The organism is Alloalcanivorax dieselolei B5 (assembly GCF_000300005.1).
Taxonomy (GTDB): Bacteria; Pseudomonadota; Gammaproteobacteria; order Pseudomonadales; family Alcanivoracaceae; genus Alloalcanivorax; species Alloalcanivorax dieselolei.
Genome location: NC_018691.1, coordinates 981,561 through 1,002,908, shown reverse-complemented (window position 1 = coordinate 1,002,908; position 21,348 = coordinate 981,561). Strand labels below are relative to the sequence as shown.

Annotated in this window: 22 protein-coding genes; 8 read left to right on the top strand and 14 right to left on the bottom strand. The window is 61.7% G+C overall.

All coding sequences use genetic code 11. The features are described 5' to 3' along the window. The first annotated feature begins 33 nt into the window (after positions 1-33). From B5T_RS04620 to B5T_RS04610, 3 genes are read left to right on the top strand one after another with little or no spacing between them, the layout of a single operon-like run. The gene (locus tag B5T_RS04620) at positions 34-744 is read left to right on the top strand and encodes an STN domain-containing protein (protein ID WP_167321200.1); all 711 of its coding nucleotides are present in this window, start codon (positions 34-36) and stop codon (positions 742-744) included. Continuing rightward, on the top strand, positions 741-1,298 hold the full coding sequence (locus B5T_RS04615) for an RNA polymerase sigma factor (RefSeq protein WP_014993303.1): 558 nt from the start codon (positions 741-743) through the stop codon (positions 1,296-1,298). Before B5T_RS04620 ends, B5T_RS04615 begins: the two co-directional genes overlap by 4 nt. After that, positions 1,295-2,278: a FecR family protein gene (locus B5T_RS04610; RefSeq protein ID WP_041716859.1), complete on the top strand. Its 984-nt coding sequence runs from the start codon at positions 1,295-1,297 to the stop codon at positions 2,276-2,278. Before B5T_RS04615 ends, B5T_RS04610 begins: the two co-directional genes overlap by 4 nt. On the opposite strand, the gene B5T_RS04605 is transcribed toward B5T_RS04610, so the two are convergent. The 9 genes from B5T_RS04605 to B5T_RS04565 form a co-directional block, all read right to left on the bottom strand. Beyond that, positions 2,246-2,575: a hypothetical protein gene (locus B5T_RS04605; RefSeq protein ID WP_014993301.1), complete on the bottom strand. Its 330-nt coding sequence runs from the start codon at positions 2,573-2,575 to the stop codon at positions 2,246-2,248. The two genes, B5T_RS04610 and B5T_RS04605, sit on opposite strands and share 33 nt — an antisense overlap. Positions 2,576-2,600: 25 nt before the next feature. Further along, complete coding sequence (locus B5T_RS04600; protein ID WP_014993300.1) at positions 2,601-3,566, bottom strand: peptidylprolyl isomerase; 966 nt, start codon at positions 3,564-3,566, stop codon at positions 2,601-2,603. Between the two features lie 50 nt (positions 3,567-3,616). Then, positions 3,617-4,129, bottom strand: a complete 513-nt coding sequence (locus B5T_RS04595) for a YbjN domain-containing protein (protein WP_014993299.1) — start codon at positions 4,127-4,129, stop codon at positions 3,617-3,619. A gap of 40 nt (positions 4,130-4,169) precedes the next feature. Then, complete coding sequence (locus B5T_RS04590; protein WP_014993298.1) at positions 4,170-4,838, bottom strand: hypothetical protein; 669 nt, start codon at positions 4,836-4,838, stop codon at positions 4,170-4,172. 29 nt (positions 4,839-4,867) lie between these two features. Then, complete coding sequence (locus B5T_RS04585) at positions 4,868-6,562, bottom strand: putative porin (RefSeq protein ID WP_014993297.1); 1,695 nt, start codon at positions 6,560-6,562, stop codon at positions 4,868-4,870. A gap of 61 nt (positions 6,563-6,623) precedes the next feature. Beyond that, entirely contained in the window at positions 6,624-7,382 is a 759-nt protein-coding gene (locus B5T_RS22965; RefSeq protein ID WP_148279203.1) for an energy transducer TonB family protein, read from the bottom strand. A gap of 29 nt (positions 7,383-7,411) precedes the next feature. After that, positions 7,412-7,837, bottom strand: coding sequence for an ExbD/TolR family protein (locus B5T_RS04575; RefSeq protein ID WP_014993295.1), 426 nt, complete (start codon positions 7,835-7,837; stop codon positions 7,412-7,414). 11 nt (positions 7,838-7,848) lie between these two features. Further along, complete coding sequence (locus tag B5T_RS04570) at positions 7,849-9,753, bottom strand: DUF2341 domain-containing protein (RefSeq protein WP_014993294.1); 1,905 nt, start codon at positions 9,751-9,753, stop codon at positions 7,849-7,851. Positions 9,754-9,812: 59 nt separating this feature from the next. Further along, on the bottom strand, positions 9,813-11,312 hold the full coding sequence (locus B5T_RS04565; RefSeq protein ID WP_014993293.1) for a ShlB/FhaC/HecB family hemolysin secretion/activation protein: 1,500 nt from the start codon (positions 11,310-11,312) through the stop codon (positions 9,813-9,815). A 496-nt stretch (positions 11,313-11,808) separates the two neighbouring features. Between B5T_RS04565 and B5T_RS04560 the strand changes: the two genes are divergently transcribed. Then, on the top strand, positions 11,809-12,135 hold the full coding sequence (locus B5T_RS04560) for a hypothetical protein (protein WP_041716856.1): 327 nt from the start codon (positions 11,809-11,811) through the stop codon (positions 12,133-12,135). 63 nt (positions 12,136-12,198) lie between these two features. Next, entirely contained in the window at positions 12,199-12,900 is a 702-nt protein-coding gene (locus B5T_RS04555; RefSeq protein ID WP_014993291.1) for a 4'-phosphopantetheinyl transferase family protein, read from the top strand. Positions 12,901-13,062: 162 nt separating this feature from the next. Here the strand turns inward: B5T_RS04555 and B5T_RS04550 are convergent, their stop codons facing one another. The 3 genes from B5T_RS04550 to B5T_RS04540 all read right to left on the bottom strand — a co-directional run bounded on the left by B5T_RS04550 (position 13,063) and on the right by B5T_RS04540 (position 17,274). Beyond that, a complete protein-coding gene (locus tag B5T_RS04550; protein ID WP_014993290.1) occupies positions 13,063-14,850 on the bottom strand; it encodes an acyl-CoA dehydrogenase C-terminal domain-containing protein in 1,788 nt (595 codons plus the stop codon). A gap of 87 nt (positions 14,851-14,937) precedes the next feature. Continuing rightward, positions 14,938-15,309: a YbaN family protein gene (locus B5T_RS04545; protein WP_014993289.1), complete on the bottom strand. Its 372-nt coding sequence runs from the start codon at positions 15,307-15,309 to the stop codon at positions 14,938-14,940. Between the two features lie 168 nt (positions 15,310-15,477). Then, positions 15,478-17,274 carry an acyl-CoA dehydrogenase C-terminal domain-containing protein gene (locus tag B5T_RS04540; protein WP_014993288.1) on the bottom strand — a complete coding sequence of 599 codons (1,797 nt, stop codon included), beginning with the start codon at positions 17,272-17,274 and terminating at the stop codon, positions 15,478-15,480. Between the two features lie 215 nt (positions 17,275-17,489). On the opposite strand from B5T_RS04540, the gene B5T_RS04535 reads away from it, so the two are divergent. Together B5T_RS04535 and B5T_RS04530 are read left to right on the top strand one after the other, a co-directional pair. Then, complete coding sequence (locus tag B5T_RS04535) at positions 17,490-17,678, top strand: Trm112 family protein (protein ID WP_041717317.1); 189 nt, start codon at positions 17,490-17,492, stop codon at positions 17,676-17,678. A gap of 32 nt (positions 17,679-17,710) precedes the next feature. Further along, positions 17,711-18,724: a phospholipase A gene (locus tag B5T_RS04530; protein ID WP_014993286.1), complete on the top strand. Its 1,014-nt coding sequence runs from the start codon at positions 17,711-17,713 to the stop codon at positions 18,722-18,724. A gap of 9 nt (positions 18,725-18,733) precedes the next feature. Here B5T_RS04530 and B5T_RS04525 read toward each other — a convergent pair whose 3' ends face one another. Continuing rightward, a complete protein-coding gene (locus B5T_RS04525; protein WP_014993285.1) occupies positions 18,734-20,077 on the bottom strand; it encodes a nicotinate phosphoribosyltransferase in 1,344 nt (447 codons plus the stop codon). 189 nt (positions 20,078-20,266) lie between these two features. Next, positions 20,267-20,785 carry a macro domain-containing protein gene (locus B5T_RS04520; protein WP_014993284.1) on the bottom strand — a complete coding sequence of 173 codons (519 nt, stop codon included), beginning with the start codon at positions 20,783-20,785 and terminating at the stop codon, positions 20,267-20,269. 63 nt (positions 20,786-20,848) lie between these two features. On the opposite strand from B5T_RS04520, the gene B5T_RS04515 reads away from it, so the two are divergent. After that, entirely contained in the window at positions 20,849-21,307 is a 459-nt protein-coding gene (locus tag B5T_RS04515) for an LEA type 2 family protein (RefSeq protein WP_014993283.1), read from the top strand. Positions 21,308-21,348 lie beyond the last annotated feature (41 nt).

Below are 21,348 nucleotides of genomic sequence, written 5' to 3'. Positions count from 1 at the left end.
GGATTGAATCCGCCGGCTCAAGACCCGGATGCAGTGTCTACAGGTGACCATGCCAGTGCCGTCTTTCCCGTGACGATCACCGCCTCTTTCGCCGACTGGAGCCCCATTCTCCGTCTGTTGCGGCTGGTGGGAACGGGATTGATGCTGGCATCGACCCTGGCCGGCCACGCCAATGACGGCGCCCCCTTTTTTGATCTTCCAGTGCAGCCCTTGCCGCTGTCACTGGAGACTTTCAGTGAGCAAACGGGGATATCGATCTTGGTTACCAGCGATCGCATCCAGGACAAAACCGCCAGCGCCGTACGGGGCCATTTCCCTCCGGATCAGGCGTTGACGCTCATGCTGAACGGCACCGGGCTGACCAGCCGCCAGCTGAGCAGCTCTGCCCTGACGCTGGTGCCGGAACGGCACGACGACGCCGAGACCATCGCCCCCAAAGCCCAGCCCGTGGTGCCGCCCGCTTATGCCCGCTCACTGCAACAATCCGTACTGACCAGTCTGTGTCGCCATCAACCGGAACAGCTGGGACGTTTTCGCCTGGTGGTGCAATTGTGGGCCGACCCTCAAGGCCGGGTAACCCGGGTGCACTTTCCGGATGGCGACGCCGAGGCACAGTGGGGAAAAACCGTCCGCGCCAGTTTCAAGGACCTTACGCTGCCGCCGCTGCCTCCGGGCATGCCTCAGCCAATTACGCTGCTACTCCGTCCGGGCACGCCATCCTGCCAAGGAGAATCCAGGGAATGAGTACCGCCGACACTCTGCACCACTCGCTGCAGGATTTATTGGTGCAACGTTACGATGAATTTCGTCAGCGCCTGTACAGCCGTCTGGGTTCCCATCAACTGGCGGAGGACGCCTTGCAGGAAACCTGGCTGCGAATCGAACGTATGCAGGAGGGCACCCGTGTTCAGCATCCCGCCGCCTACCTTTTCCGCATCGCCATGAACGTGGCGGAGGAGCAACGCCGTAAACACGCCCGGGTGATGACGCTGGACGAAGTGGAAGATCTCTATCAGATGGCGGATGAACTGGCCGATCCCGCCCGTGAGGCACTGGGTGAACAGGAGATCCGGATATTCCGCAGAGCCCTGGCGGAACTGCCACGCCGCCGACGCGCCATCGTTACCGCGGCGCGTATCGAGGATACCCCGCACGCGGAAATCGCCGAACGTTTCGGTGTGTCCCTGCGCACCGTGGAAAAAGAACTGCGCGCCGGATTACAGCATTGTTGCGAACGGTTGGAGCGGGATTACTCCCCACGTTACGGGCCCAGACAAAAAAGGCCGACGCAATCATGACCGATTATCGAAACGCCCCCGCCTCTCCTTCCGACCGGATTACCCGGGAGGCAAGAGAGTGGGTGGTGCACCTCTCCTCGGGACGCGCCAGCGCCGCCGACGGAGAAGCTTTCCGCCGCTGGTGCGCGCGGAGCCCGGAGCACGCCCGGGCATTCGTCCATTGCCGCCAGGTCTGGCAAGGCATGGAGCAGGCCGCCATCAGCGAGACGGGCGAAGCCCGGGTTCATCCGCTGCCGCAACGTCGCCCTTCCCGTCTCACTCGCCGGGCCTTTCTCGGCGGCGCCGTGGCGGCTTCGGCGGCGGGCTGGCTGGCGTTACGCTCGCCTCTGGATTTGTGGACGCGCATGGGCATGCAGTCCGCCGATCTCTGGACCGGCACCGGGGAGCAGCGCGAAGTGGTGCTGCCCAACGCCGCCACCGTGCAGCTCAACACCCGTACCAGCATCGATGTGAACCGGCAGGCGGAACACATTACCGGACTGGTGTTGAACAGCGGCGAAACCGAGATCACCACCGCCGATGGCAATCGCCTTCCCTTCACGGTAACCGCTCAGAACGGCCTCATCGAAGCGCGTCGCGCGCGCTTCAATGTGCGCTTCACCGACGACCGCGTCCGGGTGACCTGCCTTGATGGACAGGTGGCGGTGCGTCATCAACACCAGAGCGTTCAGCTCCAGCCAGCCCAGCAGGTGGTGTACAACACCACTCGCCTGTCCTCGGTCCAGCACGTGGACCCGGACCGGGTGACGGCCTGGCGCCAACGCATGCTGGTGTTCAACGGCACGCCCCTGGCCCAGGTGGTGGACGAAGTTAACCGCTACCGCCCGGGGCAAATCGTATTGGTGAACGATCAGCTCGGCCGGGTTCCGGTACAGGCTTATCTGTCATTGGACAAACTGGAGGACTTCGCCGCGCTGGTCAAAGAGGTGCGTGGCGCGGAGGTGCGATCACTGCCGGGTGGTATTTTGATTATCAGCTGAGAGGCAGTAGTAGACCACCGAATAGTTGTACACCAGCGTTACCGGAGCCCCCCGCGCCACCGGGGCGCTCACGGAGTCGCGGGAATCCACGTTCTTCAAGCGCACTCGATCCGTGCCACAGGCCTGGCGTGCCTTGGCGATACAGGGATTGCCTTCCACATCATGGGTCAATGAGCATTGCACGATCACCGAACGCTGGTAGCGATCGATGGCGGAATCGGAGCGAGGCGTGGTCTGGGTACAGGCGGCCAGAGAAGCGGCGGCCAACGCTGTTGCGATTACCATCCGGATTGGCATACGGGTTCCTTTTCGGCTAAGGCTGCTATTGGTTTTCCAACAGCGCCGTTACCGCCGCGCCATTGATATTGAGAGAAGCTTCACCCACCAACCGATTCAGATAGGCCTCGGCGTTCTGCCGCCGACGCTGCTCTCTGACCGTGGCGCGCAGTTGATCCCGCACTTCGTCGAAAGTGGCGGTTCGCGCCGCTTCGGTCTTCTCCAGTTTGAGCACGTGCCAACCCGACACGGTGCGGAACGGCGCGGAGACTTCTCCTTCCTTCAACGCCGCCACCACCGGGCGGGCCTCCGGGGTAAGCTGGGCTATTGACTGCACGCCGATATCACCGCCCCGGGCGGCGGAAGCCGGGTCATCTGAATGACGGCGGGCCAATTCGGCGAAGTCCCCTGTTTTGCCGCGGGCTTCCTTCACCAATTGCCCGGCGCGTGCTTTCACCTGATCGACATTGGCGCCCTCCACGGCGAGAAAAATCTGTCTCAGGTGATAGCGTTCCGGCACCGCCAATTCCTGCTTGCTGCTTTCATAAAGCTGCCGCAGCGTGGCGTCATCGGGAAAGTCCTCCGGCACCTGGCTCACCGCCTGCAAGTAACTGCGCAGCAGGATCTGATCACGCGCTTGATCGATGGCCCGCGTCACTTCCTCCCGCTTCTCCCAGCCCTGTTGCCGCGCCTCCTGAATCAGTGCTTTTTCCGCCAGACGCTGACGCGCCCAATCATCAAACAACGCACGATCCCGCTGGATTGCCGTACGGGCGCGCGGCGACAACGCCGCCAGCCAGTCGGCCACTTCCTGGTCGCGCAGACTGACCGCCCCCAGGGCCGCAACCGCCTCCCCTTGCCCGGTGGAGGAGGGTGATGAGGGCGCCGGTGACGAAACCGATACCGGTTCCGAAACGGCCACCGCCTGGGACGGCTGCATCACCCAAACGGTGCCAATGACACCCGCAACACCGGCCAATACCGCGCTGAGCAAAACCTGTGCGCTTTTCATTATTCACTCCTTGGTTGAATCCACCGCCGGCATGCCGACGGTTCACTTCGCTACTCGTCACTCTCCGCCGCTTCCGTGCTTATCGCCTGCTCATGTTCGGGGGTATCGTCTTTATCGTGGCTTTCATCGCGGCTCTCATTACGGTTCTCGTCACGGTAATTGCGCAGATAGAGCAGGAACTCCTGCAACAGACGGTCCCAGATTTCCAGGTTGGCGCGCACATAGGCGCGGCGTACACCACCGGCCACGATCACGTCCATTTCCAGCACCAGAAAATCACCGTGCCGGCTCAAGCGCGAAAAGCGCTTGCCACGGTTCCAGGCCGGGATCAGCCCCTCCGGCAACTCGCCCTGGACACGCAGAGCGCAACTGATGGTGAAGTCCAGCAGCCCCTCACCCAATGTGTTGCCGGGGCGCACGGCGAAACCAATGCCCTGACTGGCGCTGAGCAGTTGCTTGCTGCCGTTATGCTCGGTTTCGTTGGTGCGATAACCGGCTTGCCGCAGCAGGGTGCTGAGTTCCTCGATAGGCAGAGTGTCGATGATGTCGTTGTGGTCGCTCATGATCATGTCCTTAACAAACCGTTGTGACGTTTCGATGATGTCAGCCGTCGTTTTCCGCCGCCCCGGCGTTACTGTCCTGATCCGACCGCACCACGCCGACCTGGGCGTTGTACAGTCGGTCTCCCATTTCCTGGGCCCTGTTCTCGAACTCCACCCGCGACGAGGTCGCCAACGGTTGACGCATCTTGAACAGACTGCCGGCGCCGAGGCTTTCATAAGCGGACAGAATCTCCTTACCCGCCAGATACATCTCCTCGTTGCGGCTGACGCAGGTCTGCAATTCGGCGGTACGTTGTTGCAATGCCTTTTGCAGTGTCAGACGCTCCGCTTCCTTGCCCTTGGCCAGGGTCAGCAACTCATCGTAGGCACCACGCATCTGCTCGGTGCGTTCCTGGCTGGCGGCGATGCGCGCCTGACTACTGCGCTGCTGGGAGACCAGGTTCCCTTCCACCGCATCGAGCCGGGCCTGCAGTTTGGCCACCTGGGCCCGGGCAGCATCACGTTGCACTTCCGCGTTGGAGCGGGCCGCCTCCAGGCCCGCTTGCCGGGATTGCAGGTCCCGTAATTGCTGGGTGGTGTTGCGTAACTCGGTGCGCAGACGTTCTTCCAGGCTGGACTGCTGGGCTTGCGTCCACGCCGGCAAGGCCAGAACCAGCAATGCTATCGTCGCGGGGAACCACTTTGTTCTGACGTTATCCGTCATCTTCATGGTATTACCTCCCTTCATCGCCAGGTCGATCAGAACCGGGCATTCAGTTCGAGCTGCAAAATGTCGATGGACAGCGGCGGCCCATACACCTCTTCCGAACTCATCCAGCGTCCCTGGAAGTACAGACGCTCGTTCAAGGCGTAAGCCGCGCCCAGGTAGTAGCCCTTGGCGTTGGTGCCGCCAAGGTGGAAGGAAGAATCGTTGTAGGCATCCGGCAACGCATCCGGCTTGATGTATTTGTAGCCCAGGAACGTCATCCAGTCGCCGCGGCGTTTCAGGTCCAGGGACGACCCGAAAGCGGCATGCACCATCCAGGCGTCACGGCCGCTCTCGATTTCGCCGGTGTTCAGGTCGAAGTTGTTGACCAGATTGCCTTCGGCGTTCTGCCACATCTCCTGCTCGTCGTAGCCGTGGTTGTAGATGTAGTTACCCGCCAGCTGCAATTTGTAGCCGTTGAACAACGTGGTATCCCAACGCACATTCAGATCAAACAACTGGAACTTGGAGGCCAGGCCAACGTACTGCGGCATCGGAGTATGCTCCGGATCATTGGGATCCAGCTGGATATCGCGTAACAGGAACAAAGTATTGCCCTTTTGCATGAACGCCGGCACCGACCAGTCGGTGTCACAGGGTGGGCCGCTTTGGTACAGGAAACATTCGGAAGAACGCTGGCCACGAACATTGGTGAAGTCGTAATAAGCAAGGGTGGCCTGGAAGCGGTTCTGATTTTCAAATTCCCAATTGGCACCAATCTGAGCGCCCACCAGCCAGCGGTCCTCGCTTTCGCCTTTATCAAAGCTGTTGGAGGGCCAGTCATCATCGCTGTATTGCAACGGGAAAGCGCCCAGGGTGCCGAAGACACTCCCGCGCTGACTGAAACGCAGCCCTGAAAAGCCAGCGGAGATGCCGTCGAAGTTCAGATCGCCGGAGTAAAGGATATCCGTGGATACGAACGGGTTTTCAGCCCGGCCGGCGGTAAAGTTCCAGTTTCCCGGATGCCAACTGATCCAGGCCCGGTCCAGCCAGATGTCTTTCTTGCTCAAGCCGCCGCCGAGGGTCTGAGTGGTGGACACCGGTCCGTTGCTGCTGCCGGTGGCGAGCCGGACTCCGGTGGTCCAGTTCTCGGACAGCTTCGCCTCCAGACCGAAACGGGCGCGGATGCGCAGTAGATTCTCGCGGTCCTCGCGAGTATTTATCGTTGGGAAAGGATACGTCACCGAGTCATCATTGACGTTATAGTTATCCTCATTAAACTCCACGAAGTCGATAAGCTGATCACTGTTATCCCCGGAGAAGAACCGGCTCTCATTTCGTACCCGCACATCACCGAACAGCTTCACCCGAGACACCCAGTCCGGGAAGGTATTCGGCGCCGCCCAGTTTTCCGCCTTGGCCTGGGTCATCACTTCCTGTTTGACCTCTTCGCGAATCTCGTCACGAACCACTTCCGGGATGTAGGGAACACGCACGTCCCCTTCCCGCACGTCCGGCTCGGGGCGGCGCTGGCTGGCAGCCTGGGCCTCCTGTTGCGCCTGCTGTAGCAAGGCGTTGGCCTGGGCGTCGGTGATCACCCCCTGTTCCACCAACAACCGGATCAGGTGCACGGTAGTGCTGTTGCCCCCCGGCGCGGTGGATTCGGCGGGTGTCTGCGCCACGGCCGGGCCGCTCAAGGTCGCCGCCACGGCCAGCATCAGCAGCCACTGATTGCGCTTCATGTTCATTGCTTTATTGCTCCTGAAACGGTTCGTCTCGATTCTTGGGTCAGGTTGGTTTCGGTCCCGGTCAGCCCGGACGCCGCCCTTGCAAAGCCACTTTCACCGGCAAAGTCATCGACTTCGGCGGCTTCTGATCCAACGCCGGAATGGCACGCACGGCGGCGATCACTTTGTCGTCCGTATCCGGGTCACCGCTGGAGTTCAGTAACTGCACCCGGGTGATCTGGCCGGCTTCGTTAAGCCAGAGATTGATCTGTATCCGGTAACTCAGATGACGGATCGACGGCTCCTCGCGCAGCGCCCGCTGAAACGCGTAGGAGAGATACTGCCCGTAGGTGGCGTTGCCGACCCGGCCGGTGCCGGAGCCGGCCATACCGCCACCACCGCCGGCACTGATATTGAAGGCGTCGGTACCGGCCTGGGCCTCGCCGTCGATCTGCATGGCCTCGGACAAATCATCCGACGGTGACGGCGGTTCCTCAGGCGTCGGCTCTTCCACCGGAGTGGGCTCCGGCTCCGGTTCGACGATCTCCTCCGGCTCGGGCTCCGGTTCCGGTTCCTTCATTTCCTCCGGTTCCGGCTCCGGTGGCGGTGGCGGCAGCGGTACCAGCATCGGCTCCTGCGGCACCTGCCGGCGCACACCGCTCATATCGTTGGCCCATTGCCAGATCAGCCAGCCCAGAACAATCAACACCACCGCGCCGACAGCGAAGCGCACATAGGTCATCGGCCCGCGCCGGGTACGGGATGCCCTGCTCGCGGAAACGGAATGCCGCTTGCCCGAGGCCGTTCCGGAATCCCGCGATTGAGGTGACTGCAACGACATGGTTCTTCCTGTTATCCGGTTGTCATCGATCACTGCGGCGGCTTGCCGGTCACCAGACCGACCTGGTTGAGATCCAGGCGCCGCAGCACATCCAGCACTTGCACCACTTTCTGGTATTGCACCGCGGCGTCCCCGCGCACGATCACCGGAAAGCCGGGGTTCATGGCTTTCTCGGTACGCAACCGATCCTCCAGTTCAGCGAGCGTCACCGGGTAGGCATCGAGAAACACCTGCCCGTCGTTGTTCACCGAAATGGCCTTGGTCTTGGATTCGGACAGCGACACCGAGGAGCTGGCCTTGGGCAGATCCACCTTGATGCCGGCGATCTGCGCCGTGGCGGTGAGGATGAACATCACCAGCACCACCATGAGCACATCCACCAGCGGCGTGATATTGATGCCGTCCACCGGCCCGTCCATTTCATCGTCGTCCATCGACGTTCTTACCGAAGCCATCGTTGTTCTCCTTACACCACCGGACTTTGAGAGATGCCATGGCGCGCGGCATGACCGGCCTGCGCCGGCTGCGGCGACCGCTGCCCGGCGCCATGAATCTCCGCCAGGCGGGTGACGAATTCGTCCAGGAAGACGCGCATGTCGGAACTGATATCGCGGTTACGGCCGTTGATGCGGTTGTAGGCAAACAGGGCCGGGATCGCCACGAACAACCCCATGGCGGTAGCCAGCAGGGCTGCGGCCATACCCGGTGCCACCGCGTTGATGTTCACGTCCCCGGCCATGGCGGTGCCGAGAAACACCACCATGATGCCCATCACCGTACCCAGCAGGCCGATGTAGGGGCCGCCGGCGATGGCGTTGGAGAGAACACCGAGACGGGAACTCAGCTCGCGATTCTGCTGGGTGCGAACGGCGTCCATAGAAGCGCGGATCGCTTCCAGCGTTTCCGAGGAAATACTGGAAGTATCGGCGCCCTGGGCACGGCGCAAACGCAGCTCATGCACCGCCACTTGGTACAGCTGCCATAGCGATGAGTGTTCCAGTTCCTGTTCCAGCTCCGGGCTGTCCGCCATTTTTTCCAGTTGCGTGCCGACCTGAGCGAACTCGCCACGGAAACGGCCGTTGGCTTCGTCCACCCGGCGGGTATAACGGAACTTGCGGAACATGACGAACCAGGTCTGGATCATCATGATCACCAGGACCCCGATGATGACCCAGGCGTCGATGGGCACCGCGCTCAGCAAAAAGCCGAGAGCGCCAAAACCGAATCCGGACTGCTCTTCGTCGACGCCGAACACCACCAGCCGCGACTCGGAACCCTGGGCCTGGTAATCCGCCATCAGCAACGGCGCTGACCGGGCCTGTTTGGAAATCCGCACTTCATCCATAGCGCCATTGAAGTGGCGGGATGGCGTCGCTGCCGGCGTGGAAGTGGCGACAGTAGTGGCGACGTCCTCCCCTTCACTCGCGGTCTCTTCCGCAACCGGCGCGGCGGGCGTGTAACCCGGAATATCGCCCCCCAAGGCGATGGCGGTGGCCAGCGGCGGCAGTGCCACCGGCAAGCTGCTGATCTGGCGGCCATTCACGTACAACGCCACTTGCTGCCCATCGGCGGTCACCGCCAGGTGCTGCCACTGACCGGATGCCAGTGGTTGCGCCGGCGCCGTCCTCTGGCCATTGACCTCAACGAAAGGCTGGCCAGCATTGATTCCGATCAGCAGCGAGTTGCCGGAGTCACGGCGGGCATAAATCAGCTGTTCGTTGGCACTCTGATCGGCACGCACCCAGGCGCTGAAGGAGAACTGACCGGCGGCGGGCGTCGCCAGGGCCGGCGCGGCGTCCACCATCAGCGGTTCGCCACCGGCGAAGGCGGCTGCCTGGCCGATCACCCCGGTGACACTTTGCGGCACGGTGTTACTGGAGTTGTTGCCGTAGGCGGTGGCATCACGGGCCGGTGCGCCGGGCGCCTGGTCAAAGTGATAGACCAGGGTGTAATCCGCGTCGAACACCGCCTGACCGTTGCTGGTGGCCGGTGCGTCGGGGTTGCCGTAATACATCCAGACATCCTGGCTGGACCCGGCTTCCAGCGCCGGCACGTCCACCCAGATGTAGGCCACGCCCAACAGCGCGTCGAAACTTTCAATCTGATGATTGAGAACGGTCTGATCGTCCGCGGCGACAAAGCGCAGGTCCGAGCCGTTTTCCTGGACGTCCTGAAAACTGAAATTACCGGTATGCAGACGTACCAGCAGCGGTACCCGGCCGACCCGCTGATCGATGGCCGCGCCCTGGGGCGAGGTATCGATGGTGATTTGCTTGCGGTAACTCCAGTCGTCTTGCCACCAGGCATGGGCCAGGGTGGGCAACAGCGCACCCAGGCAGGATATGAGAAAAATCAGCAGGCGTTGTTGCATGATCAGACACTCCGAAAAACAAGCTGTTTGGTCGCCCTTGGGGACGCCCTTGGTTCTGTTCAGAAACTGGCGGTAATACTGAAATGCACTCTGGGGTCATGTTTTTCCGTGTTTTCCGCGTCGGTAAGCGGGTACCCCAGATCCAGCCGTCCGCTCAACCAGGCACCAATCTCCGCCCGCAGACCAACACCGACACTGGCCAGGTCGAATTCATCGTCCTGTTCCGGCAACGGGTTTTGCAGTGTCAGATGCGCGCCTTCACCGAAGACATGGGCGCGCAGCAGACTCCAGGGGGACCCCAGCCACTCGGCGATGGAGGGGGTGCGCAGTTCAATACTGGCCAGCACACCGTCGTCGGCGGATTGCTCCGCGGACAGATAACCCCGAACCGTGCCGGAACCTCCCACCGCGAACTGCTCGTTGGACACCAGCGAGCCGGACGCCATTTGCGCGCTCAGTTTTGTCGCCAGCCCCCACTCGCCCAGCAGCCTCTCGTTGCTGGCCTCGGCCTTGATCACGGCGAAATCCGGTTTGGCCCGGTACCGTTTGTAATCGAACTCTTCCCAGCCGCTGCTGTTGCTGGGGAATTCATTGGTAGCGGTAACCAGGGTCAGATTGATCGAGCCCTGGTTCTTTTCGGTGTAGTAGTAGCCGTTATAGCCAAAGGTAAAAGGCGCGTATTTCAGCGGGATGGTGTCCTCTTCGCCGCCGAATTCCAGCGACTCATCGAAGTCCTTGAAATCAACGCCGAGGGAGAAGGAATGTCCCCAGGTGCCGTCGAACGGAATGCTGTAGGTGGCGGCAACGCCGTAGGACTGTCCTTGCCCCAATACGCTGGTGCCGCCCACGGTATTGACGTCACTGTCGGAGGTATAACCGGAGAAGCGCAGGGACCAGCGCTCGGACAGCGGCATGCCGTAGCTCAACGACCAGACCTCGGCGTTATCGGTATCCTCCGGCGCGGTGAACAGGGTCAGCGACATGCTGTGCCCCCGTTGCCACAGGTTGGAATGACCGAGGGTGGCGACGGTGCGCAGCTTTTCCGTGTCGGCGCTGTAATCGTTGTTCAAGGTCAGGCTGCCGTTCCAGGGCGTCTGATCCTCGACGGCCAGATCCACATCCATGGTGCCGGGAATGGCGCCTTCCTTGACCACCGGCATCACCTGCCGCTTGCCAGTGCGGTTCACCTTGGTCAGATCGTCCTGCACCAGTTCGAAATTGGGCACCACGCCTTCCCGCAGTGCCGGCACTTCCTCGCGGATCTTCAGCGGAGAGTGATGCTCGGCGCCCACCACGCGCACCCGGCCCACGGTAACCTCGACCACCTGCAGATAGACCACGCCGCCGTTGACCCGCTGCTCCGGCAGCTCCACGTAAACGGATTGATATCCTTTGTCCTGATAAACCTTTTGCAGAGCCTTTTGCGCGCTCTGGATGTCTTCCAGGCTTCGTTCCGGACCGAGAAAGGGGTACACCGCTTTCTCAATGTCACGCACCTCCAGAACCGTGTTACCGCGCACAATATATTCGTTGATGGTCACCGTTCTCGGTGCCGCCACCGGCGCCTCCGTCCGTCCCTCATGGCCGGTAGCGCCTTGTTGAGCATGAAGTGACGATGTCAAAGTCATGGCTGCCACAAACATTCCCCCCATAAACCAGGACATTCCGCTCATTCTGTTGGCGTCACGCATTGACTCGACTCTGCAAACACATACATAGATCGGTGGCCAGCATCACCGTGGGAAACTCTGGTAACCACGAACCACAACCCCGAAACACACCGCGGCAAAGACGGTGATCCAGTTAACACTCTCTAGATGGCGGGAGTCCGTCAGAACCGAACCGTTGTCACCAAAAATTCACGGAAAGACCGCATTGCTACAGCAAAAAAGAAGCTGACCGGGGGCCTCTGATCGGCGCCCAGGCGGCGCCAGAGCGGCGATAGAGAGGAACGGTGGGGAGCGGAACGGCCCGTCATGAAAAATTCACTGAAAAACCGCCGCGTTTTCATTCTCCTGGCAGCGGGCACATTCATCGATAGAAAACGGAAACGACATGAAGCACTGGATAAGCATGGGATGGCTGGTACTGATGGCGCCGGCGCTACACGCGGCGGAAGCGCCCGCGTCCGAGGCCGATGAGCCTTCCTGTGTGGAAGTAGAAGTGAACGGCCATCGCGCCCTGCCCTACGACTGCCTGCAACGGAAGATGATGCCGACGTCGATTCCCGAAGGCGCAAAAGGAGATAACCCGGCGCTGGACTCCGCCGATGTCACCCGCCTACCGCCCAACCAGACCGGGCAGTTCAGTCAGTCGGCGTTGCGCAATCGTATGGGGAACGCGCTGGGAAGTGGCGTCAAGCCGCAGCGTCCGCCGCGTTGAGCCCGACTTGCCGACATCGCGGGCAGACGCCAGTATAAAGACCCCGTCAGCGAGCGCCGTGTTATGCCCGAATCCGTATCCAGCCTGGATCCTATTCAACTTGAGCACTGGCAAGACGGTCTCTGTCTGGCCAGCGGCGGCTATTATCCGGAACGGACCCGGCTGGAAGATTTCGAACATCAGGCAGTGCCGCTGCCAGCGTCCCTGCGGGGCGCGGTGGAAAAGCGGCTGGCCGAGTATCTGGCGGGGCGATGCTGCGCCAGAGCGGCCATCGAGGCGGTCACTCATGCCCCGGACCTGCCCGGCTACGGAGAGGATCGGGCACCGGTCTGGCCACTGGCGGTATGCGGGGCCATCACCCACGCTCAGGGCCGAGCGGCGGCATTGGTGGCTGATCGGAGGCGTTGGCGTGGCGTCGGCCTGGACGCGGAAGCGTGGATCGCCCCGCAACGGGCGCTGAAACTGCGCGAGCAGTTGCTGACGGAAGCGGAGATCGAGGCGTTGTCGGACCTGGATCAGGAACAACAGGCGCGCCGCGTTTCACTCACTTTCTCGGTGAAGGAGGCGTTGTTCAAAGCGCTTTATCCGCTTACCGGCCAACGCTTTTATTTCCAGGACGCGGCTCTGCTGGATGACCATCGCATCGTGTTGCGCACTACTCTATCGGATGAGTGGCGCACCGGCGTGGCGCTGGATTATCAGTGGCGGGAACAGAACGGCGGGGTGCTCAGCTGGATTCTGGTGGCGCGGGACGGCGAGGAATGACTTCAGAGGCGCTATAGGGCCTCCTGTACGAGGCTTCTGTAGGAGCTTGCCCTGCAAAGCGAATCTTTTGGTGCCTGCCCATTCGCTTGCAAGGCAAGCTCCTACAGCGGCTTCGTAGTCCGGTCTGTGGGAAGCCGCCGGGCGGCTCCCCACTTTAACCGCTTAAAACAAATCCGCGTCGAGGCTCATCATGGTTTCCGCACCGGCTTTCAATTGCCGCGCCAGGGCTTCGCTGCGCGGCAGCAGACGCTCGAAGTAGAACCGTCCGGTGATCATCTTGGCACGACCGAAGTCGTCGTCACGCCCGGCGGCGTTGACCATCATCATCGCCCACAGCCAGGCGTAGGTGACATAACCGAAGAGGTCCAGATACTCCACCGCGCCGGCATTGACCGCATCCGGATTATCACCGGCCTGACGCAGCAATTCCTCGGTGGCCATTTGCAGACGATCCACCGCCGCGACCAGCGGCTCGCGCACGCCGTCCAGGCCTGCTTCCTGGCCATTCTCTTCGATCCAGTGGCGCACTTCCGCCAGGAACGACTCCACGTAACGACCACCATTGCGAGTCACTTTCCGGCCGGCCAGATCCAGCGCCTGGATGCCGTTGGTGCCTTCATAGATTTGCGAGATACGGCAATCGCGCACGAACTGCTCCATACCCCACTCACGAATGTAACCGTGACCGCCAAACACCTGCTGACCCAGCACCGTGGTTTCGAAACCGCGATCGGTGAAGAACGCTTTCGCCACCGGCGTCAGCAGCGCCACGCGATCCGCCGCCTTGCGGCGCACTTCCTCATCTTCGGAAAACTTCACCAGATCCAGTTGGATACCAACGTAAGCGGACAAGGCGCGGCCGCCTTCATTGAGGGCACGCATGGTCATCAGCATACGGCGTACGTCACCGTGCACGATGATCGGGTCGGCGGCACCATCCGGATTGGCGGCACCGGTGGCGGCGCGCCCTTGAATACGTTCGCGGGCGTAATCCACCGCGCTCTGATAACTGGCTTCGCCCAGTCCCAGTCCCTGGATACCGATGGACAGACGCTCGTAGTTCATCATGGTGAACATACACGCCAGCCCCTGGTTGATTTCGCCGACCAGCCACCCCTTGGCGCTGTCGAAGTTCATCACGCAGGTGGCGGAACCTTTGATGCCCATCTTGTGCTCGATGGAGCCGGCGGCGACGCCGTTGCGTTCGCCGGCTTCCTTGCCACTGACAGGGTCGGCGTCCGGCAGGAACTTCGGCACCAGGAATAGAGAGATGCCCTTGGAACCGGCCGGGGCGTCCGGCAGTTTCGCCAGCACCAGATGGATGATGTTATCCACCATGTCGTGCTCGCCGCCGGTAATGAAAATCTTGGTCCCGCTGATCTGATAGGAGCCGTCGTCCCGGGGTACCGCCTTGGTGCGCAGAATGCCCAGGTCAGTGCCGCAATGCGGTTCGGTCAGACACATGGTGCCGGCCCATTCGCCACTGTACAGCTTGGGCAGGTAAGCCTGTTTCAACTCGTCGCTGGCGTGGGCGTCCAGACACAGAGTGGCGCCGTTGGTCAGCGCCGGGTACAGCGCGAAGGAGGAGTTGGCGCTGTGCATCATTTCCTCGAACAGCACCGCCAGGGATTTCGGCATACCCTGGCCGCCAAATTCCGGATTGCCGGAGAACGCGCTCCAGCCGTTTTCGGCATAGGTTTTGAAGGCTTCCTTGAAGCCTTTCGGTGTGGTGACGACGCCGTCCTCGAAGTGACAACCTTCCTCGTCACCGTCACGGTTCAGCGGAAACAGCAGGTTCTCCACCATCTTGCCGGCCTCTTCAAGCACGGCATCGGAAAGATCGCGGGTCACTTCGGAGATAGGGGGCAAGGAAGACCAGAGGTGTTCCGCCTGAAACACGTCGTTAAGCACGAAACGCATGTCTTCCAAAGGAGCCTTGTAGATCGCCATGGTCTGTCTCCCGATTGCTGACCGTGTGAAAGGCGGTCAGTTTAGCCACGACGCCGGTGCGGTAAACGATTATTTGTGACTCCCCATTCATCCGTGACCGCCCGGTTCCGGCCGTTTCCACAGCCAGATCAGGGTCACGCAGAGGAAGGCGGGCACGCTGATTTTCACCAGCAAAGGCGCCGCCGACAGCGTGATCAGCAGTACGCTCAGCGCCATCATCAGAGTCGCCGCGACCTTGGCGCGACGGGATACCGCGCCATGTTCACGCCACTGCCGGATCGAGAAGCCGTAGCGAGGGTGATTGAGCAGCCAGTGCTCCAGACGCGGCCAACCGTGCGTGCCGGCCCAGGCCGCCAGCAGCAAAAACGGCACCGTGGGCAGACCGGGCACCACCACGCCGATCATGCCCAGCGCCAGAGTCAGCAAGGCCAGTGTTCGCCACAACAGAATCTTGATCATGGCGGCTATTACAGCATGGCCACCGCCCACTGTCTTCGTACGGGGAACGCGCAAGACCCAGCCACGAAGCTCCAGGCCTCCCCGATGAGAAAGGAAGGATGACCGCCAGGGACGGCCGGCCACAAAAAAGCCCGCCGAAGCGGGCTTTTCAACAGAACATGCCGACAATCAGAACGCGAAGTGCTCGGCGTCCAGATCCATCATGCTGTCCACGCCGCCTTCGATGGCGCCTTTATGGCCGGCGGTGCGCGGCAGGATGCGCTTGAAGTAGAAACGCGCGGTCTTGATCTTGGCGTTGTAGAACGCCTCGTCACCCGCACCGGCGGCCAGTTGTTCCTGGGCCTTGGAGGCCATCAGCGCCCACAGGTAAGCCAGGGTCACATAGCCGGAGTACATCAGGTAATCGACAGAGGCGCCGCCAGCGTATTCCGGATTCTGCATGGCCTGCAGGCCAATCGCCTGGGTCAGCTCGCCCCACTCACGGTTGCAACCGGCCAGCGGCTCGACGAACTCCTGCAGATCGGCGTTATCGGCGTTGGCTTCACAGAACTTGTGCACGATCTTGGTGAAGTTACGCAGCGCCTTGCCCTGGCTCATCAGCACTTTACGGCCCAGCAGGTCGAGCGCCTGGATACCGGTGGTGCCTTCGTACAGAGTGGAGATGCGTGCGTCACGCACGTTCTGTTCCATGCCCCATTCGCGGATGAAGCCGTGACCACCGTAGATCTGCACGCCGTGGTTGGCGGCTTCCAGACCGGCTTCGGTGACGAACGCCTTGGCGATCGGGGTGAGCAGCGCCATCAGTTCGTGGGCTTCTTCCCGCTCTTCCTCGGTTTTGCCCAGTTTCACGCTGTCGCCCAGTTGCGCGCACAGGTAAACCAGAGCACGGCCGCCTTCGGCGAACGCCTTGCTGGTCAGCAGCATACGGCGCACATCCGGATGAACGATGATCGGGTCCGCCGGGCCGTCCGGGTTTTTCGGGCCGCTCAGGCTGCGCATGGCGAGGCGGTCCTTGGCGTAGGTCAGACCGCCCTGGAAGCCCAGCTCGGCGTGGGCCACGCCCTGAATGGCGGTACCCAGGCGGGCGAAGTTCATAAAGGTGAACATGCAGTTCAGGCCTTTGTTCTCCGGACCGATCAGATAACCGGTGGCGCCGTCGAAGTTCATCACACAGGTAGCGGAAGCCTTGATGCCCATCTTGTGCTCGATGGAGCCGCAGGCCACCGCGTTGCGCTCGCCCACACCGCCGTTACCGTCGGTGAGGAACTTCGGCACGATGAACAGGGAGATGCCCTTGGTGCCTTTCGGCGCTTCCGGCAGGCGGGCCAGCACGATGTGGACGATGTTCTCGGCCATGTCGTGTTCGCCAGCGGAGATGAAGATCTTGGTGCCGGTGATCTTGTAGGAGCCATCGGCCTGGGGCTCGGCCTTGCTCTTCAGGATGCCCAGGTCGGAACCGCAGTGCGGCTCGGTCAGACACATGGTGCCGGTCCATTCACCGCTGGTCAGCTTCGGCAGGTAGGTCTGCTTCTGCTCGTCGGTGCCATGGGCCTCGATGGTGGCCACGGCGCCGTGGGACAGGCCCGGGTACATGCTCCAGGACCAGTTGGCGGTGCCGGTCATTTCGGAGATGGCGATACTGGCGGAACCGGGCAGGCCCTGACCACCGAACTCCGGATCACCGCCCATGGCCGGCCAGCCGCCTTCCACGTACTTGGCGTAGGCTTCCTTGAAGCCCTGTGGGGTGGTGACCACGCCGTCCTCGAAGTGACAGCCTTCCTCGTCACCGGAACGGTTCAGCGGTGCCAGTTCGTTTTCCGCGAACTTGGCCCCTTCCTCCAGGAAGGCGTTGAGCAGTTCGCTGTTCACTTCTTCCAGGCCCAGCTTGGCGTAGTGGGCATCCAGGTCCAGCACCTCGTTGAGAACGAAGCGCATGTCGCGCAAAGGGACTTTATACTCAGGCATGTCAGGTCTCCCTGAAAACGGTCTGTCTGGGGTTCCGAGCGGGCACGCCCAAGGGCGCCGCCGTCATTGAAGGGCCACAATCTTAGGTGAGGGTGTCATCAGTGCCCACCTCTATTTGTGACCCACAAGTCAAACGACTGTTTGAATTCGCGCATGGGACCCCGAGGGCTGGTATAGTCGGCCCCGAACCATCATGACGATGAGGTATGAAGGCGATGATCGACCCCAATCTGCTCGACATTCTGGTGTGCCCGGTCAGCAAGGCCCCGCTGATCCTGGATGAGAAGGCCAGCGAGCTGAAATGCAAGGCCAGCGGCCTGGCCTACCCGATACGGGACGGCATCCCGGTGATGCTGGAGGAAGAAGCCCGCACCATGAGCAACGAGGAATTGAAAGGTCTTTAGAGTCTGTTCATGACCACCAACGAGGACGGGGTATGAAGCGCATTTTGCTGGTTTGTCTGCTGTGTGGCCCGCTGTTGGCCCTGGCGCAGGAAAGCACGGAAGCCACCGAGGCCGCCGCCCGGGAGGCGGAAGCGAAACGCAATGAATGCTTGTTGCGTGGTGTTCAACAAGGTGACCGTTCCGTCACCCTGGAAGAACTGCGCCGCTGGTGCGATCCACAGCAGCAGCAACGCAGTGCCCACGAGGATGCTCTGCGCGGCCGGCTGGCCCTGGAACGCTCTTCCCTGAACAACCCCTTTGCCCTCACGCCCCATCGCCGCAATTACCTGATGCCCTATTCCTATTGGTCGAATCCCCAGTGGAACGACCCGGACCGGGAAGACGACGACCTGGACTCCAAGGAAATCAAATTCCAGCTGTCCCTGAAGGCACCACTGTACGACGATTTCTGGGACGGCAGCACGCTGTACATGGCCTTCACCGGCACCTTTTTCTGGCAGGCCTACAACAGCAATCAATCCAGTCCGTTCCGGGAAATCAACTACGCGCCGGAGATCTTTCTGGCCAAACCGATGGACTGGAAACTGGGACCGGTACGCACCGAGTTGATGTCGTTTGGTTTCATTCATGAATCCAACGGCCGCGATGTGCCCGCGTCCCGTAGCTGGAACCGCATTTATGTACGGCATGTTTCCCAGATCGGTTCCTACTACGTCTCGATGATGCCCTGGTACCGGATTCCCGAAGACAAGAAAAAGGATCCGCTGCAAACCAGCGGTGACGACAATCCGGACATCGAAAAATACCTGGGACATTTCCAACTGGAAGTGGCGCGGCCGTTCGGCAACCACGTGCTGGAATTGATGGTGCGCAACAACCTGCGCTCCGACAATAAAGGCGCCGGCGAAATTTCCTACTCTTTCCCGATCAACAAGCGCTTCAAGGGACTGGTGCAGGTGTTCACCGGCTATGGGGATTCATTGATCAACTACGACGACTACGAGAACCGTTTCAGCCTCGGTATTTTGCTGACCGACACGCTGTGAAGCGCCGTTTCAATTCGTCAGCCGCGCCAGAGTATCCCGGCGCAGGGTTTCCAGAGCCTCGCTGAAACGCACCGGATAGGGAGCTTGCGGGGTCAGCCCGCGCAGCGCCGCCGGCAAGGATTGCCGCTCCCGGCTCAGCCGCTCCCGGGCCTGATCCGGATCCGGCAACGGCAACACCGGCCGGCCGTCACGGATCACCGCCCGTAACAGCGGCTCGCCTGCACCGGGCTCGGCCAGCCCGCGGATCTCATCTCCGGCCAGCATCCCGTTCGCGTCGTGTTGGCGCCATACCTGTTTGGCGCCGGGATAGACCGGCTTGCCCGGCGCGTTCTTAAGCCGGGGCTCGCCGCCGTATTCGGTGAGCTTGTAGGCGAAATCCAGGGACGGCGCGTCGGCCACCGAGCCCATTTCCGTGCCCACCCCGAAACCGTCCATGGGCGCGCCGCCTTCCACCAGCTTGGCGATCTTCCATTCGTCCAGGCCACCGCTAACAACGACGCGTATACCGCTCAGTCCGGCGTTATCCAGCCGCTGGCGCGCCGCTTTCGCCAGGGCGCCCAGGTCTCCGGAATCGATTCGAATGGCGCCCACCTCAATGCCCTCGTCCCGTACCAGGCCGATCACTTTGTCCACCGCCGCCAGAGTGTCGTAGGTGTCCACCAGCAGCGTGGTTCCCGGATACAACCGCGCGTAGTCGAGAAAGGCCTGCCGTTCATCCCCCACCGCCTGAATGTAAGAGTGCGCCATGGTGCCCTGGGCCGGCAGATCAAAGTCCCGCGACGCCAGCACATTGCTGGTACCGCTGATGCCCGCCACCCGGTAGGCGCGCACACCACGCCAGGCCGCTTCCAGGCCATGCATGCGGCGCATGCCGAAATCCATCACCGGCCGTCCGCCGGCGGCGTCCACCACCCGGGAAGCCTTGGAGGCCAGCAGCGTTTCCAGGTTGATGTAATTCATCAGCAGGCTTTCCAGCAGTTGCCCCTGGATCACCGGCGCGCGCACTTCCAGTACCGGCTCATGGGGAAAGACCAGGGTGCCCTCCGGCACCGTGCGGATCTCCCCGGTAAAGCGAAAACCGGCCAGCCAGTCCAGAAACTCCGGCTGGAATTGCTTCAATTCCGCCAGGCGGGCCACTTGCACCTCGGGAAAGCGCAGTTCACTGACCAGGTGGGCGGCATACTCCTGACCGCAGGCCACGGCATACTGGCGCTGCTCGGGCAGCACGCGGAAAAACAGGCTGAAAATGGCTTCGTCGTTGCGCTGCTGGTGCCAGTAAGCCTGCGCCATGGTCAGTTCATAGAGATCCGTGAGCAGACACAATGCGTCTCGGTCCGGCCAAATGGCGGTCATCGGGATTCCTCATGCTGTGCTGTGGCCGGGTGGCGGTGCCCCGGCTGTCCTGCACGCAGTGTACCGGCCAGGACCCGCCACGAATATGAAACGAAACAGGTCCACCAGCAGGGCGTCTCCGGCGCGCATTGATGTGCCGGTCATGACTGACCTCCTTCCCTCCTTCACCGGCGAACGCGGCCATCGGAATCAGCCGGCCTCCAGTTCCTCCAGCACCCGCCGGTGTACTTCGCCCGCGGTCGGATCAAACAATGCCAACCGCACCCGTTGCAGCGATGATCGCTGCTCGGTCACCGTCCGCACCGTTCGCAGCGCCACCCGGGCGGCCTCTTCCATCGGATAGCCGAAGACCCCGGTGGAGATCGCCGGGAACGCCACCGAAGCCAGCTCGCGGGAAACCGCCAGCTCCAGGGCATTGCGGTAGCAGTCGGCCAGTAATTGGTCGGACGGCTGATCCAATTGGTAAACCGGTCCCAGGCAATGGATCACATACCGATTGGGGAGGTCAAACCCTGCGGTAATCACCGCCTCGCCGGGGCGGATCGGCGCCAGGGGCGCGCAGGCCCGGGCCAGTTCCGGCCCGGCGGCACGGTGAATGGCGCCGGCCACGCCACCTCCGGGTTTCAATTCCCGATTGGCGGCGTTGACGATGGCGTCCATGTCCGCTTGTCGGGTAATGTCTCCCACGGTAATTTCCAAGGAAGTCATGGTGACGTCCTCCCGATCGGTGTTTGATGTCCTCATGCTGCTTGCTCATCAGGGAGCCTGTAAATGCGTTTTGCCGTTGTTATTTTCGCCCTGCTGCTGTCCGCCTGCCAGACCCTGAGCGGTCTGGAAAAACCGGAAGTGTCGTTGTCCTCGGTACAACTGGAACAAGTCAGTGTATTCGAGCAGCAATGGCATCTGGTGTTGCGAGTACGCAATCCCAATGACCGGGAACTGACCCTCAACAGCCTCGACTATGAAGTGTTTTTCAACGGCGAGCGCTTCGCTCGCGGCCTGACGGGAGAACGCGTCACCTTGCCGGCCATGGGCGATGCTCTGGTCAGCACCCGCATCACCACCACCCTGCTGGGGACGTTGCAACAACTGCAAGGCCTGCAGCGGCTGGACGAGCCGCTGGACTATGAGATCAAGGGCAAAGCCCGGGTGGCCGGTGTCGGCTTCCCGCTGCATTTCGACCGCAAAGGCCAGTTCACCCTGCCCGATACCTTGCCACGGGCACGCTGATCATGGCCGGCACGTTGTTTCACCACAGTCCGCCAGGAGGC